This is a genomic window from Clostridium fallax (assembly GCF_900129365.1).
In the GTDB taxonomy this organism is placed as follows: domain Bacteria; phylum Bacillota; class Clostridia; order Clostridiales; family Clostridiaceae; genus Clostridium_AH; species Clostridium_AH fallax.
In genome coordinates this window covers 284,069-303,280 of the sequence record NZ_FQVM01000001.1, presented here as the reverse complement: position 1 = coordinate 303,280, position 19,212 = coordinate 284,069, and the positions used below count along the sequence as shown (strand labels likewise).

The following is a 19,212-nucleotide window of genomic DNA, read 5'->3' as shown; positions in this document are numbered from 1 at the left end:
TAAGTTTTATTTACTTTAAGGATTGTTTTTATATATTAAAGACTAACTGTAAATTACTTAACAATAAAAATGCAAAAAGTTAAAAGAATGTTAAATTTCTTAGAAAAATTAATTATTTTTAAAGTTATTTAACTAAATATTGTATAATCAACTTATTGGAAATTTATTTTTAAAATATTTAAATAAAAGAAGAAAAGGACAAAAAATATGAAAAATAATAAAGCGGTTAAATCAGCTAGTATAATAATTGTTATTAGTATAGTAAGCAAAGTTTTTGGACTTCTTAGAGATACTTTAATGGCTAAAGCTTTTGGAACAACATTTCAAACTGATGCTTACAATATGTCAATTACTGTACCAAACATATTATTTGGAGTAATTGGAGCAGCTATAGTAACAACTTTTATTCCTATATTAAGTGAAACCTATAAAGAAAAAGGTAAAGAGGAGATGTTCCGCTTTGCTAACAATATAATGAATATACTTTTAAGCATTTCATTAGTTCTTTGTATAGTAGGAATTATATTTGCACCATACTTAGTAAAAATAGTAGCTCCAAATTTTGAACCAGAGACTTATAATTTAACAGTATCCTTAACTAAAATAAGTATGATTAGTATACTTTTTATGGCTATGAATAGTGGATATACGGCTATACTTCAAACTTTAGATGATTTTGTAGCGCCAGCTTTAATAGGAATAGCTCTTAATATACCTATTATAGTTTATATTCTACTAGGGAATCATAGTATATTAGGATTAACAATAGCTACTCTTATTGGTAATGCAATGCAAGTAATAGTTCAAATACCATGGCTTATTAAGCATAAATATAAATATAGTATTTTTGTTAATTTAAAAGATAAGAGAATTGCTAAGATGTTTTCTCTTATTATGCCAATAATAATTGGTGCAAGTGTAAACCAAATTAACTCTGTAGTAGATAAAACTATAGGATCTGGATTACCAGAAGGAAGTATTTCAGCATTAAATTATGCTCAAAAAATTAATGGGTTAGTATATTCTGTATTTGCAGTTGCTATAATAACAGTTGTGTATCCTAAATTTTCTAGAGCTGCTAGCGCTGGAGAAAAGGATAATTTAAAACTATTTATTTCAAAGGCTATAAATAATATAAACTTAGTTATGATACCAGCAACTTTAGGTATTATGGTATTAAGTGTTCCAATTGTTAGAGTTATATATCAAAGAGGAGAATTTGATGAAAAATCAGTTATTATGACTTCAACAGCTCTAATTTTCTATTCTATTGGAGTTCTAGTTTGGGGAATAGAAGATATATATAATAGAGGCTTTTATGCAATGCAAGATACCAAAACACCTATGATTATAGGAATTATTGGTGTTTCTACAAATATAATATTTAATTTGATTTTAGTAAGATTTATGGGGCTTGGTGGGTTAGCTTTATCAACATCTATTTCTGCTTTTGTATGTACAATTATTTTAATTTTTACATTAAGAAGAAAAATGAGTGGAATAAATGGATTAAGCTCCTTTAAAAGTTCATTAAAAATTTTTGTAGCATCATTTATAATGGCTACTGTAGTTAAATATGGATATCAATTCTTAGAATTAAGAATTAATTATATAATTGCAATGATTATTTCTATAATTATTGGAGTAGCTTTATATGCTATATTGATATTAATTTTTAAGGTACCAGAGTTGTATGAAATGATTGATATGATAAAGGAAAAATTAAATATCAAAAGATAATATTTAAAATAAAAACATATTTATAAAAGTAAGTATACTTTAGATTTTTAAACAATGAATTAGAAAGCTATCTCAAAATAAGAGATAGCTTTTTTAAGATATTAAAATGAAATGATATTTCATATAAATAAAATAAAGTTGAAATAAAATTATGGAGTGGTATAATTTTGGTATAGATAATAAATTTTCAAATTATTATTTTTACTGGGAGGGAATAAAGTGATAGAAAAAAATATAGATTTAAATAAATTAACTACAGAAAAAAGAAATAAAAACACATTAAATATTGATAGAGTCTCAACTTTAGAAATGGTGAAAATCATTAATAAAGAAGACGGAAAAGTAGCTAAAGCAATTGAAAGTCAATTAGATAAAATAGCAAAAGGAATAGATACAATAGTTGAAAAAATAAATTTAGGTGGAAGACTTATATACATGGGAGCAGGAACTTCAGGAAGATTAGGAATATTAGATGCTTCAGAATGTCCTCCAACCTTTGGAGTTTCAGAAGAATTAGTTCAAGGAATTATAGCTGGTGGTACTGAGGCTATATTTAGAGCTAAGGAAGGAGCAGAAGATTCAAAAGAAAAGGCAGTTATAGATTTAAAGGGTAAAGGTTTAAATAAAAATGATGTAGTTATTGGACTAGCCGCATCAGGGAGAACTCCTTATGTTATAGGAGGATTAGAATATGCAAATTCTTTAGGATGTTATACTATGTCTATTTCATGCAATGAAAATTCGGAAGTTTCTAAATTTTCTAAGACAGCTATAGAAGTAATAGTAGGTCCAGAGGTTATTACAGGTTCTACTAGGTTAAAGGCAGGAACTGCACAAAAGATGGTTTTAAATATGTTATCTACAGGAGTTATGATAAGGCTTGGAAAAGTTTATAGTAACTTGATGATAGATGTAAAGGCAACTAATAAAAAGCTTATAGAGAGAACAAAAAAAATAGTTATAGAAGCAACAGGGGTTGATAAAGAAAAGGCAGAGAAGATTTTAAAGGAAACAGATTATAATGTTAAGTTGACTATTCTTATGATTTTATTAGAAATATCAAAGGAGGAGGCCATAAAAAAATTATCAGAAAGTAAAGGCTACATTGCTAAGGCATTATAGATAAATACTATTTTAAAAGGGGGAGTATAAATGAGTACTAATTTTGAAAAAATGGCTTCGGATATACTTAAAATAGTAGGTCCGAAAGAAAACATTAGGTCCATAAATAACTGCATGACAAGACTTAGAATAGGACTTTTTGATATGGATAAGGTAGATATTGAAAGTCTAAAAAAAGTTGAAGGGGTTTTAGGCGTAGTTAAGGCAGATGATCAGCTGCAAGTAATAATAGGACCTGGTAAGGTAAATAAGGTAGCTGATAAATTTTCTAAATTAGTAGGAATGGAATCAGGAGAGGTAGAAGAAAAATTAGAAGGAATGGAGCTTAAAAAAGCTATAAAAGAAAAAAATGCAACTCCATTTAAATTATTTTTAAAAAAATTAGCTAATATATTTATTCCATTAATACCTGCTTTTATAGCATGTGGACTTGTTACAGCTATATTAAATATCATTTTAAAATTTAATCCAGCTTTAGGTTCAACTTCTTTTATAGAAATATTAAAAATAGCTGGTAATGCAGTTTTCTATGGATTAAATTTATTTGTAGGTGTTAATGCAGCTAAAGAATTTGGAGGCTCTCCAATGCTTGGTGGAGTTATGGCAGCAATAATAACTCACCCAGCTTTATCAGATGTAAGCTTATTTGGAATAAATCTAGTTCCAGGTAGAGGTGGAATAATAGCAGTATTATTAGTAGTAGCATTTTCATCTTATATAGAAAAGATTACAAGAAAATATGTACCAGATACATTAGACCTATTTTTGACACCATTGATAGTTATCCTTGTATCTACTTTTGTAGCACTTCTTATATTACAACCTTTAGGTGGAATAATAGCTGATGGAATAGGGGTTGTAACTAAAACAGCTATTGAAAAAGGTGGAGTAGTAACAGGATTTGTCCTAGGAGGAACATTCTTACCATTAGTAATGACAGGACTCCATCAAGGCTTAGTGCCAATACATGCAGAGTTATTAAGTGAAACAGGATTAAACCCATTATTACCTATTTTAGCTATGGCAGGAGCAGGACAAGTTGGGGCTGCAATTGCTGTTTACAGAATGTCTAAGAATAAGAGAATAAGAAAAACTGTAGCATCTGGATTAATAGTTGGAATGATGGGTGTTGGTGAACCTTTAATTTATGGTGTTACATTACCACTTGGTAAACCATTTTTAGGAGCTTGTATAGGAGGAGCTTTTGGTGGAGCTTTCCAAGCAGGATTTAAGGTGTGTGCAACATCTATGGGATTATCAGGTTTACCATTAGCTGCAACAACTAACCATGCATTAATGTATATATTAGGAGTATTAGTTTCATATGCAGCTGGATATATAGCAACTAGAATTTTAGGATTTGATGATCCTGAGAATTAAGAATACTTTATTTAGATAATATATTAGTTAATTTAGATTTAAAATTTTATAATTTTATAAGTAGTTTAAGCCTAGTATAATAAAAAGTTAATTTTAAAGAAGTAACATATAACAAATAGAGTTTATGTTACTTCTTTAATTAACAATAAATGTTTATAAAAATGTAGAAGTAAAAAGAGATTTAAAAATAATATGAATTTTAAAAGGAGAGTTGGAGTTATGAGTTGTGGTATATCAATATATTTTGGCTTAGATAATACTATGGAGGAAAATATAAAGCTATTAAAGGATGCTTATAAATTAGGTTTTACTAGGATTTTTACATCTTTACACATTCCAGAAGCTAACTATAATATATTAAAAAAGGAAGTAGAAGAATTTTTTAATTTAGCTAAAAATTTTGATATGGATATAATAAGTGACATTTCCCCTAATACTTTTAAATTTTTAGGAATAAAAGATATGGATTTATCTGCTATAAAAGATTTAGGAATAAAAACAATTAGAATAGATTTTGGATATAAAGAAGCAGAAATAGCTAAAATAAGTCATAATCCATATAATATAAAGATACAGTTAAATGCATCAACTATTACAGAGGATTTTTTAAATGAATTAGATAAGTATAATCCTAACTATAAAAATATAGATGCCCTTCATAACTTTTACCCAAGAAGGGGAACTGGGATTTCTAAAGAGTGTTTATTAGAGAAAAATATTATGTTAACAAAAAGGGGAATAAAAATAGGGGCATTCATTCAATCAAACAATAGAAAAAGAAGTCCTTTAAAGGATGGACTTCCAACCTTAGAGGATCATAGAAATAAACCTGTTTATTTTGCTGCTAATGGGTTATTTGCAATGGGAGTAGATTCAGTATTTATAGGCGATGCACTTCCAAGTTATAAAGAACTTAAAGATTTAGCATCATTAAAAAGTGATGAGGTTATGCTGAGGATAATTCCAAAGACTAAAAATAATATTTCCTTAGCATTATTAAAGAACAGATATACATCAAGAACTGATGAGGCTAGAGACGCAATAAGAGCTACAGAGAGCAGAATATTAATAAAAGATGAGAAAATTTATCCTGAAAATACCATAGATAGAAAGTATGGAGATATAACTATAGATAATATTGATTATGGAAGATATATGGGAGAACTTCAAATATTAATTAATGATTTAGAAAAAGATAATAGAGTGAATGTAGTTGCTTCTGTTGTAAAGGATGATTATTTTTTGCTAAACTATATTAAGGGAGGAAAACATTTTTCCTTTAAGTTATTAGAAATAGGTGATTAGGTGAATATATTTGATTATATAAAAGATAATTTTAAAGACTTTACAGAGAAGGAAAAAAATATAGCAACTTATTTGTTATCGGTAAAAGAAGATATAATAAGTTTATCTGCCAAAGAAATTGGAGATATTACAAAAACATCAGCACCTACAGTAGTGAGGTTCTCTAAAAAAATAGGCTTTGATAGTTTTAATGAATTAAAACTACGTATGTCTATAAATTTAAAAGAGAAAAAAGAAGCAAGTGGATTTTTATATTTAGATGGAGATTTAACAACTACAAGTATTATTTATGGAATAAAAAATTCAATAGAAGAGACTATAAATAAAACTGTAGAATTAATAAAAGAGAAAGACTTAGAAAAAGCTATAAAGCTTTTGCAAGATGCAAATAATATTTATATATATGCAGTTGGTGGATCTGCTTTAGTAGGAATGGATTTTTACTATAAATTAAGTAGAATAAATAAAAGATGTATAAGCCATATAGATACTCATCTTCAAATAACAACATCAGTACTTATGAAGCCTGGAGATGTAGCATTAGGAATATCATATTCAGGAGAAACAAAAGAGGTACTTAAGTGTATGGAAAATGCTAAAAGTTTAAATGTACCAACTATTGCAATTACTAAAGCTAGTGTAAATAATAAGTTATCTAAAATATCAGATGTAACACTGTTTATACCATCTTTAGAAAAATCTTTAAGAGAAGGAGCTATAAGTTCTAGAACGGCACAACTTGCTATAACTGATATGCTATTTATAGGTATGGCAAAACAAAATGTACAAGAAATTGAAAATATGCTTATAAAGACAAGAATAGCAATTCAAGATTTTAAATAATAAATAAGAATGTAACTTAAAATAACAAAAGTATTTATCTATAAAAAGGCTATGGAAATTTATATAATATATATTTTTCCATAGTCTTATTTTTATAATACAAAAGGGGCTTATACAATTTATGTTGTAAAATTTAACTTTAAAATTAAAAAAGTAGGAAATGTAGTGTAGTTAGAAGGCCCCTTAGGAATTAACTGTTTATTTTAAATTATACTTATTTATCGTAAGAATTGGATATTTCTTTAATTTATTAAATTATTATCAAATTATATTAAATTGTATATAATATAACACAATTTTGTTACAAATAATTAATATACAGTGATATAATAAAAACTGCTGTAAATTTGTTGCATTATAAGGGGTGAATCTCATGAATAAAAAGAAGAGATTGAAAAGAAAATTTAAAATTTTTACTAATGTATTTTTAGCTGTAGGAGTAATATTTTTTATAGCTATTTTATATAATTTATATTCAGCAAAAAAGATTAAAAAAGAAGAGTTTGAAGCCTCTATAAAGATAATAGATAGTTTAAAAAATAAAGATATTAATAAGATAGAAAATGAAATTAATGATTTTGATAATAAAAAGAAATTGAATAAAAGATTAGATGACATAATTAATGATTTAGGAAAAGATAAAAATAATAAGGAATTTTTTAAGGATTATATTTTTATGGGAGATTCCATAACAGAAGCAATGAAAAGTTATGGAATAATACCAGAATATAGAATCCTTGCTTATAAAGGAGAAAATGTAATAGCAGCTCAAAAAAGAGAGGTGCCAAAACTTTATAATATAAAGGCAAAAAAGATTATTGTTTTCTATGGTATGAATGACTTGCAAAATTTCGATAAAGTAGAAGATTTTATAGAAAAATATAGAGTTTTAATAAGAGAAGTTAAAGAAAAATCTAAGGGTGCAGAAGTTATTGTTGAAAAGATATTGCCAATAGAAGATTTTGCATCTAATAAAGATATTAGATTAAAAGAAGACAGGGTAATTTTATTTAATGAAAATATAGAAAAGCTTTGTAAAGAAGAGGGAGTTAAATCTATTGATGGTTCATTTATACTAAAGAATAAAGGTGATTTATATGAGCCAGATGGAATACATCCTAAAATGGAATTTTATAATTATTGGCTTGCATATATAAAGGAAACAATAAATTGACAAAATCCTTTAACTAACAAGTTCATTTAAATTTTACAAGTGATAAATTAGGAGATAAAAATGAGAGTAAAGAAAAAGTTGTTTTTAACATTTTTAATTTTGATATTTGTTATAAATGTTTTTTTAGGATGCAATATTTTAAAAAATAAAAATCCTAAAGTAGAAAATATTGTGGCGTCAATTAGTGACAAAGTTAATTTAGATAGTCTTAAAAAAGGGGATAAATTGGCTTTAAGAAAATACTATAGAATAGATCCATCTAAATTAGAGGAGTTTCAGTTATATTTACCATCTTCTAATATGGATGTAACAGAAATCCTTATAGCAAAATGTAAAGACCAAGATTTTATAGAAGAAATAAATGAGAAAATTGAAAATAGAATAGAAAAACAAAAAGAGGCTTTTAAAGACTATGCTCCTAAGCAATATAGTTTAATAGAAAACCATATATTATTTCATAAAGGAAATTATGTGGTTATGATAATTACAGAAAATGAAGAAGAACTAATTAAAAATATAAAAAAGCAATTTTAATTACTAAGGATTAAATTTTTAGGGAGTGAAAAAAAAGTGGTATTTAGCAGTTTGATATTTATATTTATGTTTATGCCAATAACATTATTGGTTTATTATTTATCACCTAAGTCTTTAAGAAACTTTATAATATTAGTGGCAAGTTTAATATTTTATGGATGGGGAGAACCTAAGTACATAATAATAATGATTTTCACCACTATTTTTGATTACATAATAGGTATTTTAATTCAAAAAAATAATAAAAGAAAGATTATAAAGAGAAATTTACTGGTATTTGCAGTAATAATAAACCTTGGACTTTTAGGGTTCTTTAAATATTTTGGTTTCTTTATAGAAAATATAAATAATATATTTGGGTTACATATGGAATATGAAAGATTACCATTGCCAGTAGGAATATCCTTTTATACTTTTCAAACTTTATCATATGTAGTTGATGTTTATTTAAATAAAGTAAAGGCGCAAAGAAATATTATAGCCTTTGGTGCATATGTTACAATGTTTCCACAGCTTGTAGCTGGACCTATTGTAAAATATTCAGATGTTGCAAAGGAACTAAAAATTAGAAAAGAAAACATTGATGATTTTTCAAATGGAATAGAAAGATTTGTAGTAGGGCTTGGTAAGAAAGTTTTACTTGCAAATAATATCGCATTAGTTTGGACAAGCATTAAAGCTTTAGAAATAAATGAGCTTTCTATTTTGAGTGCTTGGATAGGAATTATAGCTTTTACTTTTCAAATATATTTTGATTTTAGTGGTTATTCAGATATGGCAATAGGCCTTGGAAAAATGTTTGGTTTTCACTTTAATGAAAACTTTAATTATCCTTATATATCAAAAAGTGCTACAGAATTTTGGAGAAGGTGGCATATATCATTAGGAAGTTGGTTTAGAGAATATATATATATTCCTTTAGGAGGAAATAGGAAAGGATTATTAATTCAATGTAGAAATCTCTTTATAGTGTGGTTTTTAACAGGATTTTGGCATGGTGCTAATTGGAACTTTATAGTTTGGGGACTTTATTTTGGATTAATAATATTTTTAGAAAAACTTTTCTTAGGAAGAATTTTAGACAAGTTAGGAAAAACAATATCTCACATATATACTATGATTATAGTAATTGTAGGATGGGTATTTTTTGATTTTCAAAGTATAGCTAAAGGTTTATCTTATATAAAAGTTATGTTTGGAATAAACGGAAATCATATTATAGATAGTAAGGCTATGTATTATCTAACAACTAATTTAATTTTATTTATTATATTGATTGTATGTTCAACACCTATAGTAAAAAAAGTATATGAAAAATTAAAAGAAAACTTAGAGGAAAAGGGTCAGGTTATTTTAGCTATAACAAATATGTCTATATTATTTTTTTCTACGGCATATTTAGTTAATGAAAGCTATAATCCTTTTTTATACTTTAGATTCTAGGGGGATAGAACTATGGAAAGCAAGGAAAATAATAAAATAAAAGATATTAAATTAAGTAAAAATAAAGAAATTGAAAATTTGATTAAGGGTAATATAAAAGCTAAAAATTTAAAGTATAAAAATAATGCTAAAAATAAGCATATATATAAAATTACATTAATGCTTCTATTTATATTTTTTGTTGGATTTATATTTATAGTAAATATTATAACTCCATCTAAGGATTTTTCAGAAGAAGAGAATAAAAAGCTTCAACAAAGGCCTAAATTTTCCTTAGAATCCTTAGAAGAAAATAGGTTTACTAAAAAATATGAAAAATATATATCAGATCAATTTTTATTAAGAAACACTTGGATAAGTATAAAATCTGAGGTAGATAAGTTATTAGGGAAAAAGGAAAGCAATGATGTTTTTCTGGGAAAAGAAGGATATTTATTTCAAAAGTTTAAAAAACCTAAAGAAGAAGAAACAAAAGAGAAGATAGATGCTTTAAATAGATTCAGCGAAAAATTTAAAAATATAAATAAATATATAATGATAGTACCAAATAGTTATGAAATCATAAAAGAAAAATTACCTAAAAATGCTCCTGTTATAGGGCAGCTAGATTATATTAATGAAGTAAAAGATAGCATAAAAGATTATATATGGGTTGATACTTATAATGAATTACTAAGTAATAAAGATAAGGATATATATTATAAAACAGATCATCATTGGACAACTAAAGGAGCTTATTATGGATATAAAAGTTTTGAAAAAGTAGCAAAGCTTTCTTTAAAGGATGAAGATAATTATAATATATTAAAGGTTACAGATAATTTTTATGGAACATCTTATTCTAGGGGTGGATTTAGAGGAATAAAGGGAGACGATATAAATATATATCTTCCAAAGGAAGACAAAGATATTTTAATAGATTATATAGAGGAAAATAAAAAAACTTCTTCTTTATATGATACATGCTTCCTGAACAAAAAGGATAAATATGGGATATTTTTAGGGGGAAATCATTCTTTAGTAAGAATAAAAACTTTAAGTGATAGCGATAGAAAATTAATAGTATTTAAAGATTCTTACGCAAATTCTATGATACCATTTTTAACAGAAGATTTTAGTGAAATATTAATGGTAGATTTAAGATATTACATGGATGATGTAGATAAGCTTATAGATGAAGAAGGAATAACAGATTCTTTAGTTTTATATAATGGAAATACATTCTTTCAAGATGATTCTATAAGTTACATATCATAAAAAATATATAATTTCTAAATTAAATAAAAACCTTAATATATTTTCTTTTATAATTTAATTTCTAAAAAGAACTATAGAAGAAATAGAAAATTAAGATATAAACTAAAATATCTTCATATGTAAAAATACATTTTACATATGGAGATATTTATTTTTATATTACAAATAAATTTAAATAATATTTAAATAACATTTAATTAAATTTCCGTAAATAAAGTATATTTTTAGTAAAAATTAAAAGAAAAATAGATTTTATGACAAAAAACCTCTATATTTTAGAAGCTATATCAATAAATTTTTAATGTGACTTTTAAATTTTAGAAATATTGAAGTAAGATGAGAAAATATAAGAAATTACAAGTAATGTTTAATTGGTTATATTCTTTTATAAAATCATATATATAAAGAGATTTTATAAGAAAATATAAGTATGTTAAACTGAGCTTTAGCAATTTATAGGATGTGCTTTAGTTAGTAGATATTATAAGGCCGTTTATTTTTACTAAAGGGGGATAAAATTATGGGTAAAAAGCTTTCTATTACTCATTTTATGGTTATTATTATTTTCTTTTTTAGTTTATTTATATCCGTTGATTCATATAAAGTTTTAGCAGTAGAAAACAAAAATCAGAGGAATAATTTAAACATTTTAAAGAATAAATATAACATAAAAAGTACATTAGAAAATAATAAGAATAATTCAGTAAAAAATTCTAAAGATAATAATTTAAAAATATTAAATAATGAAAAGGATTATATAAAGGCAAAGGGTAATTTGGTTATAACAAAAGTTGATAAGGAAAATAATGATAAAAAACTAATGGGAGCAGTTTTTGGAATTTATAAGGAAGAATATAAAAATGGAGCTTTAAGAGAAAAATTAATTACAGAAATAACTACCAATAAAAATGGTATAGGAAAATGTAAACTTCCTTTAGGTAATTATAAGATAAAAGAACTTATAGCACCAAAGGGATATTTATTAAGCAATGAAACAAAAAGTATAGTTATAAAGTTAGAGAATAAAGTATCACCTTTAAAAGTTAAAGTAGAGGACTATGCTGATAATTGTAATGTAAAAATATTAGGATTAGACTCTAAAAATTCAAATATAAAATTAAATGGTGCTGAATTTAAAATAAAAGATTTAACTGGTAAATATGTATTAGATAGTTATGGAAATCCTATAAAATTAACGACAAATAAATATGGAATAAGTGAAGTAAGGCTTAAATCAGGACCGTATAAACTTATAGAAACTAAGGCGCCAAAGGGATATGAAAAGCTAAAGAATGAAGTGAAGTTTAATATTCTTTTAGGAGAGGAAAATTACAATATAATTATTAAAAATAATTTAGAAAATATAAACATAAAACCTAATTATGAAGATAAAAGAAAGATTATAGTAAATTTAGTAGATTTAAATAATAAAAATTTAGATGGAGGAGTTTTTGATATATATTCAAAAAAGAGTGAAAAAGTTATAAAAACTGTAACCATACCATATAAAGGAGTCTGTGAATTCTTTTTAGGTGATGGGGAATATACAATATCAGAAAGAATGGCTCCAAAAGGCTATTTAAAATCTAATGAGAAGAAGTCTTTTTTTATAAATGTAGGTGAAGATGAAGATAAGTCTTTAGAAATTAGCTTTCAAAATAAACTAGACCTATGTAAACTTGAAATAAAGAAGGTAGATGTAGCTGATATTAATAAGCCTTTAAAAAGAGCAATATTTAAAATAGAAAAAAAAGATGGTACAGAGATTAAGGAGTTAGTAACAGATAAAAATGGAGTTGCAAGTTTATATTTAAAATCAGGGAGATACAAAATCATTGAATATAAAGCTCCAGAAGGATATGAAAAATATAATGGAGTTATAGAAATTATTATAATTTCTGGGGAAAACAAGACTAAAGAGATTATTGTAAAAGATAAGAAAGAGAAAAAAGAATATAATATAGAAAATCAAAAAGAAACTATTATAGAAGATAATGAAGAAAAGCCACAAAGTATGGTAATTTTACATAAAAAAGATTTAGATAGTAAATCTAATATAGAAAAAAGTAAAGAATATAATTTAGAGAATTTAAGTAAAACTAATTTAAAAGATAATAATTATAAAAATAATTATAAAGAAAAAACTATGAAAAGCCATAGAATAATAAAAACAGGATCTTCTATAGATTCTATACCAATACTAGTTATAGCATTAATGTGTATGTGTATAGGGGTAATGATCTATAGAAAATCCTGAATGATAAAATATAATTTAAAAAAGCACATATAAAATATATTAGGTCATAATATATTTTCAAGTAAGAATTATAAGTTAAAAATAATCTGTTGCTAGACTACTTAAAACTAAAAGATTTAAGTAGTCTAGTTTTTTAGTTTTGGTAGTAACTAAAAAGGATTATAATTTTGAATTTAAAAATTTTGAATGTAGAAATTATAAGTAGTTTCCTAAACATATTTTTTTCATTATAAATTTTATAACATTAAAAGTTTGTAAAATTTATTTGAAAAATATGCCCTAATAAATCATCGGAGAAAAAAAAGAAAACTTAACATAAAATGCAAAAAAACTTATATTTTTTGCAAAAATACATATGTGACTTACAAAACATAAAATTTAAGAGGCCTAAATAGAATGTAAATTAATTAAATATTTATGAACTTAAAGAAAAAAATATTTAAAGCATTTAATAATAAAAATCAAAATAAATATAAACTCTTAAAATACTTGAATATAAAAAGTATATTATTGTATTATAAAGTTAACTGTAAAATACATATGCAGATAGAAATTCAACTAATGGAGGAAACCATGAATTTTAAAAAAGTAATACCTTTTTTATTTACAGCATTAATGATTCCATCTTTAATGGGATGTAATAATAAAATTACTGAAATAAAAAAAGAAGTTCATAAAGAAAAGCCAGTAGTAAATATAGTTTATGACATAGACGGTGAATATTTAAGAGAGTATATGGATTATTTTAATGAAAAATATCCAGATATACTAATAAAAACTACTATGATGCCATCTACTTTAGCTAAAAATTATTTAAAAGATGAAAAAAATAGGGAAAAGGTAGATATATGGCTTGGTGAATCTATAGTAGATACTGAAGAATTAGCTAAAGAAGGCGTATTTTTAGATTATAAACCAAAGCGATTTGATAAAATAAAAGAGGGCTTTAAAGATGAGGAAAATGGGAAGACCTATTGGACAGGAATCAGTGCTTATAATTTAGGAGTGGCAAAAACTAAAGATTTAAACTTAAATGAAGATAATTTTATAGATTATTTAATATCACCTGAAGCAAATGGACAATTTTCAATATTAGATCCAGCTACAACTTCAGCAGGATATATGTTTATACAATATATATATAATAGGTATGGAGAAGAGCAGGCCAAAGAAATATTTAAAAAGATAAAATCTAACAATCCAATAATTGAACAATATTCTTCTAAAGTAGCTAAAAATATACATGAGGAGAAGTGTAAGGTAGCAATTACGACAGATTTTGATGGTTTATTTGCACAATGGGACGATTTTAATGTTGACTATTTTGATTTAAAGAGGTATATCTATAATATAGAGACTATTGCAGTGATAAATAAGAAAGATGTAAAACCAGAAGCTAAAATTTTTGAGGATTTTATTCTTTCTGATTTGGTGCTAGGTCTTCAAAGTAGAAATAGACAGACTCCTTTAGATGGTGAAAAGAGCCAAATAGAAGGAGCAGAGGAACAAAATTTACAAAAGCAAAACTTTAATAATTTTATTGAAGAAAAAGAAAAACTAATAAGGCTTTGGTGTAGTTAACAATTCATCCTGATATCAAAAAAATATATTAGGTAATAAGATTATATTATTACTAGCTGTAGATAATTTAAATTATCTACAGTTTTTCTTTATAGGAAACTTTATAGGGAAATTAAATAGAAATCTAAAATAAAGATATAAAAAATTAAAATTAAATATACAAATTTTAAAATGTATAGGGGAATTATAAGGATCAAATTTGATTTTTATAATTCCTTTTTTGTATTTAATAAAAAATAAAAATATTTTTTAAAAGATTTTAATATAACAAAGATTTTCCATTCTATAAGGTTATTAATAAAACTAAAATATTACAAATTATAAAGTAATATAGAAAAACAGTAGCTTTACAGATTAAGGATATAAAAAAACATTAATTTAATAATTAACAATCTCATGGTAAAAAAATGAAACAAATTTAAAAATATAAAATAAATAAAGGAATATGAGATATATAGTGGTAAAATCATCACTAATAACCAATTAAAAATTATAGTTAATCATCTTGACAGTTTGTACTAATTAATGCAAAATATATACATGTAAAGTATGTATAGACAAATTTTTTAAATAAAATATGTTAAAACTTCTGTAAATTAGAATATAAACTTTATTTATAGTTGAAAAAATTGGACAAGAAGACTATAATATAACTTAGTAAATAAAACAAAATATTCTAATTAAACTAATGATACTATTAATTTCAACAAATTTACTAATTGTTAAATAAGATTTAAAGAAACAGTTTACAATTTTGTATTTTTATAAAATACAAAAATACATATAGATGGATAGAAATATTTGTAATTTTTTGTTTTTATATAAACTTATGAAATATGTATAAAATTACAAATAAATGATTATATGAAATTATATTAGAAATTAATAGAGATTTAAAAAGTGAACCAGTGAGAAATCACTTAAAATAAAGGTTTAAAAGTATTATTTAAATTAAATATTTTTTTATCAGGAGGAATTAATATGAATAAAAAAGCATTAAGTGCATTCTTAGCAATGAGCTCAATGGCTGGTGTTATGGCACCATCAATGACAGCATTTGCTGCAGAAGAAAATAAGAACACAGTAGAAGATCTTATTACATATGCTAAAAACGCAAAGGATCTTTACCACTATAACCAAGCATATGCTGCAATAATGGCAGACAAGGATAATGCAAATTTCAATACTTGGTTAGGTGAATTAGCTCCAGTAGCTAAAGAAATAAAAGGATACGATGAAATGATGAAAATCATTGCTGAAATCCAAGATGAAGTTCAAAAGAACCAAAGCATTGAACAATACAACGCAGTAGTTGCAAAAGTTCAATCATTATTTGATAATGGTTCAATATGCAAAACAGATAAAGAATATTTAGATGCTGAATTAGTTTATTGGACAAGAACACCAATATTCACAACTCAATCAGATCTTAAAACAGTTATAGATAAAACAAATGAAGCTGCAAAGTTATTAGCAGATGGAAAAGCTAGAGAAGCTCAAACAGCTATAGAAGCTGCACAAGCTGTATTAGCAGGACAAAATAACATAAATCAAGCTAATGAAACTTATTTACAAAATAATACAGTAGCTCCAGTAGCACAAAATGTTGCTGATGCAGTTGCTAAATTACCAATAGAATTAGTTTCAGCTACAGCTATAAATCCAATGGAATTTGAAGTTAAATTTGATGCTCCAGTTGATAGAGATACAGCTATAGATTAAAGTAATTATCAAATATCAATTAATGGAAATTCAGTTACAGATAAAACAGCTGATTATAAAATAATAAATACAAAATTAAATGCTGATGGAACAGCTGTTATATTCCGTTTAAATCAAGCAATGTCAAATGGAACTAAATATTCTATAAGTATTAGCAATGGAATTTATTCAGTGGCTAAAGATAAAAAGGTTGCTTTAACACAAGGAACTGAGCAACAATTTAATGATACTCAAGCTCCAACATTAGTTTCAGCTAATCAAGATGTAGAAAAAGATAACACTATAGATCTTGTATTTAATGAACCAGTTAGTTCAATAGGCGGACTTAAAATAGATGGAAAAACAGTTATTAAAAAAGCAATAAATATAAATTATAAAGATAACACTATAACAAATGAAGATGGAGCAGTTGATAATGTTACAATAACAAATGAAGCAGGAAATTATAAAGTAAAAGTAACTTTACCAGAAACTATGAGTAAAGATACAATAAATAAAATAACTGCATTAGGAAATCATAATGTTATTGCTTATAATGTAGCAGATACATGTGCATCAATGCAAAATACAGCAGTTACATTAACTACACAATATGATGTAACAGTTAATGCATTAACTCCAGAAGTTACAAATGTAAAAGCTGATGAAGATAATGATAGAGAGTTCTATATTGAATTTAATAAAGATATAGATATAAATACTGTTCAACCAGGAAATTTAACTGTTAAAAAGGGAGATGTTAAGTATAATCAAGCTACAACTCCAACAATAACTGTTGAAGGATGGGATATGGATAACAATGTAGCTACTGCTGTTGGTAAAACAAATGTAAAAGCTATAAAAGTTACAATTGGTGCAGATACTGATGATTATAAACTTTATAAAGATGATGAAAAATCAGTAAATCTTTCAGTAAAATTAGAAAATTATAAAACATCAGCAGGATATATAGGAGACAAGTTTAAAGGAAATGTTACTTTATCAAAAGATGCAGCAGGTCCACAAATTAAACTTGACCAATGTGAATTAAATAATACAGCTAAGCCAAATGAAGCAGCTAAATATGAAGGAATAAATGTAGTATTTAATAAGGCTGTTACTAATGTTCAACCATCAAAAATCAATGTTACAGATAAAAATGGTATAACAAGAACAGTTAAAACTGCTACATCTAATAATACAGATACTGTTACAATTAAATTAGCTGATTTTACATCAAATGATTATTCTAATAAAGCACCATTCACAGTTACATTTGAAGATGGAGCTGTTCAAAAGTATGTAGCAGGTGCAGTAGAATCACCAGTATACAATTCAGAGCAACAAGTAACAGTATATGATGAGAGCACTGTTACTCCAGAATTACTTTTAAATGAAAATGATGTAGATTCTCACATAAATACAGTTGATGGTATAGTAACTAATATTATAACAATTAACTACAGAAAAGAAATGTCAGCAACAGCTGTTGACTTAAATAACTATACATTAGATGGTCAAGCTTTACCAAAAGGAACTAAAATTTCAATGGGAGCTGACAATAAAACTGTTACAATAACTCTTCCAGAAGGTAGCATAAGCGAAAATGCAACTAATATGTTTGTTATAAGCAAGAATGTTAAAACTGTAGAAGGAAGCGTAGTTGTTGGAAAACTAACTAATCATCAAGCATTCAATAAAGCAATAGAGCTTAAAGATAGTGTAAAACCAACTTTAGAGAGTGCAGAATATGTTCTTATTGATAATGCAAATGATAAAGCTACAAATATGATTAGAGTTAAATTTAGTGAAAACTTACTAAATAACTTACAAGAAAACGGAAAAGAATTAGATGGTAAAAATGTTACAGCAGAAGCAGCTAAGGCGAACATTGCTAAAGCTATAACTAATTTCAAAATAAAGGTAAATAATAATGATCAAACAATAGCTACAATAGGTAGATTTGATAATAATGCTAATACATTAGATATAGTATTATCTAATGAAGTAAAAATAGATTCAAATTCAGTAATATCAGTAGTACCTGTAGGTACTGATGATAATGCTGCTATGTTTATCTCAGATGAAGCTGGAAATACATTAGCACAAAATGGAGATGATGTAAAAGTTTCAGGAACTGAACAAGGAAATGCTTCTGAAATTGCAGCAATAAAAGCACAACAAGAAGTAGAAGCTAAAGCAGCAGCTCAAGTGAAAGTTAATGCTATAGCAAGTGCTATAACTAAAGTGGACGCTCCAGCTGTTGATGCAAATAAGCTAAAAATGCCAAATGTTCCAGATGGATATACAATAGCAATAAAATCATCAAGTAATGAGGGTGTTATAGCTAAAAATGGAACAATAACTCCACCAGATGATGCAACTTCAGTAAAATTAGTATTTACAGTTACTAATACTGCTACAAAGGCTGAAGCTGATACTCAAGAAATAACAGTTGAGGTTCCTGCATCACAAGCAAAAGCAGCAGCAAAAGAGGAAGCTGCAAAACAAGAAGCTGCTAAAAAAGCAAATCAAAAGTCTGTAGATGATGCAAAAAGTGAAGTTAAAAATATAGAATTAACAAAAGGTTCTAAGTTAACTGAAGATAAAAAGACAGATGTTGAAAATGCTATTAAAGCAAAACTTACTGATAAAGATATAACAGTAAAAGCTGAAAAAGTTGATGATAACAATTATAAAGTAACATTAACAAAGGGTGCAGATAAGACAGAAGGAACTACAACTATAGCTAAAGTACCAGTAACTGTAGCTAGTTAGTTTGTAAAATTAAATTAGATTGAATTTATAAGAGAAGAATACATATGTATTCTTCTCTTTTTATAATTTATATTTTCATAATTAAAAAATTCCTCTA

13 protein-coding genes are annotated in these 19,212 nt (G+C 25.5%); all 13 read left to right on the top strand.

Going from position 1 to position 19,212, the window contains the following annotated elements; genetic code table 11:
- Window positions 1–207: 207 nt before the first annotated feature.
- Window positions 208–1,740 carry a murein biosynthesis integral membrane protein MurJ gene (gene murJ, locus BUA70_RS01310; RefSeq protein ID WP_072892414.1) on the top strand — a complete coding sequence of 511 codons (1,533 nt, stop codon included), beginning with the start codon at window positions 208–210 and terminating at the stop codon, window positions 1,738–1,740.
- 222 nt (window positions 1,741–1,962) lie between these two features.
- Complete coding sequence (gene murQ / locus BUA70_RS01305) at window positions 1,963–2,862, top strand: N-acetylmuramic acid 6-phosphate etherase (RefSeq protein WP_200789756.1); 900 nt, start codon at window positions 1,963–1,965, stop codon at window positions 2,860–2,862.
- Between the two features lie 30 nt (window positions 2,863–2,892).
- Window positions 2,893–4,242 carry a PTS transporter subunit EIIC gene (locus BUA70_RS01300; protein ID WP_072892413.1) on the top strand — a complete coding sequence of 450 codons (1,350 nt, stop codon included), beginning with the start codon at window positions 2,893–2,895 and terminating at the stop codon, window positions 4,240–4,242.
- A 219-nt stretch (window positions 4,243–4,461) separates the two neighbouring features.
- Entirely contained in the window at window positions 4,462–5,547 is a 1,086-nt protein-coding gene (locus tag BUA70_RS01295; protein WP_072892412.1) for a DUF871 domain-containing protein, read from the top strand.
- Entirely contained in the window at window positions 5,548–6,390 is an 843-nt protein-coding gene (locus BUA70_RS01290; protein WP_072892411.1) for a MurR/RpiR family transcriptional regulator, read from the top strand.
- Between the two features lie 373 nt (window positions 6,391–6,763).
- A complete protein-coding gene (locus BUA70_RS01285; protein ID WP_072892410.1) occupies window positions 6,764–7,564 on the top strand; it encodes a GDSL-type esterase/lipase family protein in 801 nt (266 codons plus the stop codon).
- Window positions 7,565–7,624: 60 nt separating this feature from the next.
- Entirely contained in the window at window positions 7,625–8,098 is a 474-nt protein-coding gene (locus BUA70_RS01280; protein ID WP_072892409.1) for a DUF4358 domain-containing protein, read from the top strand.
- A gap of 36 nt (window positions 8,099–8,134) precedes the next feature.
- Window positions 8,135–9,541, top strand: a complete 1,407-nt coding sequence (locus BUA70_RS01275; RefSeq protein ID WP_072892408.1) for an MBOAT family O-acyltransferase — start codon at window positions 8,135–8,137, stop codon at window positions 9,539–9,541.
- A 12-nt stretch (window positions 9,542–9,553) separates the two neighbouring features.
- Window positions 9,554–10,798, top strand: coding sequence for a DHHW family protein (locus BUA70_RS01270; protein WP_200789754.1), 1,245 nt, complete (start codon window positions 9,554–9,556; stop codon window positions 10,796–10,798).
- Between the two features lie 520 nt (window positions 10,799–11,318).
- Window positions 11,319–13,055: an MSCRAMM family protein gene (locus tag BUA70_RS01265; protein ID WP_072892407.1), complete on the top strand. Its 1,737-nt coding sequence runs from the start codon at window positions 11,319–11,321 to the stop codon at window positions 13,053–13,055.
- Window positions 13,056–13,628: 573 nt separating this feature from the next.
- The gene (locus tag BUA70_RS01260; RefSeq protein WP_072892406.1) at window positions 13,629–14,636 is read left to right on the top strand and encodes an ABC transporter substrate-binding protein; all 1,008 of its coding nucleotides are present in this window, start codon (window positions 13,629–13,631) and stop codon (window positions 14,634–14,636) included.
- 981 nt (window positions 14,637–15,617) lie between these two features.
- Entirely contained in the window at window positions 15,618–16,358 is a 741-nt protein-coding gene (locus BUA70_RS01255; protein WP_072892405.1) for a hypothetical protein, read from the top strand.
- A gap of 120 nt (window positions 16,359–16,478) precedes the next feature.
- Window positions 16,479–19,115 carry a hypothetical protein gene (locus tag BUA70_RS01250; RefSeq protein ID WP_072892404.1) on the top strand — a complete coding sequence of 879 codons (2,637 nt, stop codon included), beginning with the start codon at window positions 16,479–16,481 and terminating at the stop codon, window positions 19,113–19,115.
- Window positions 19,116–19,212 lie beyond the last annotated feature (97 nt).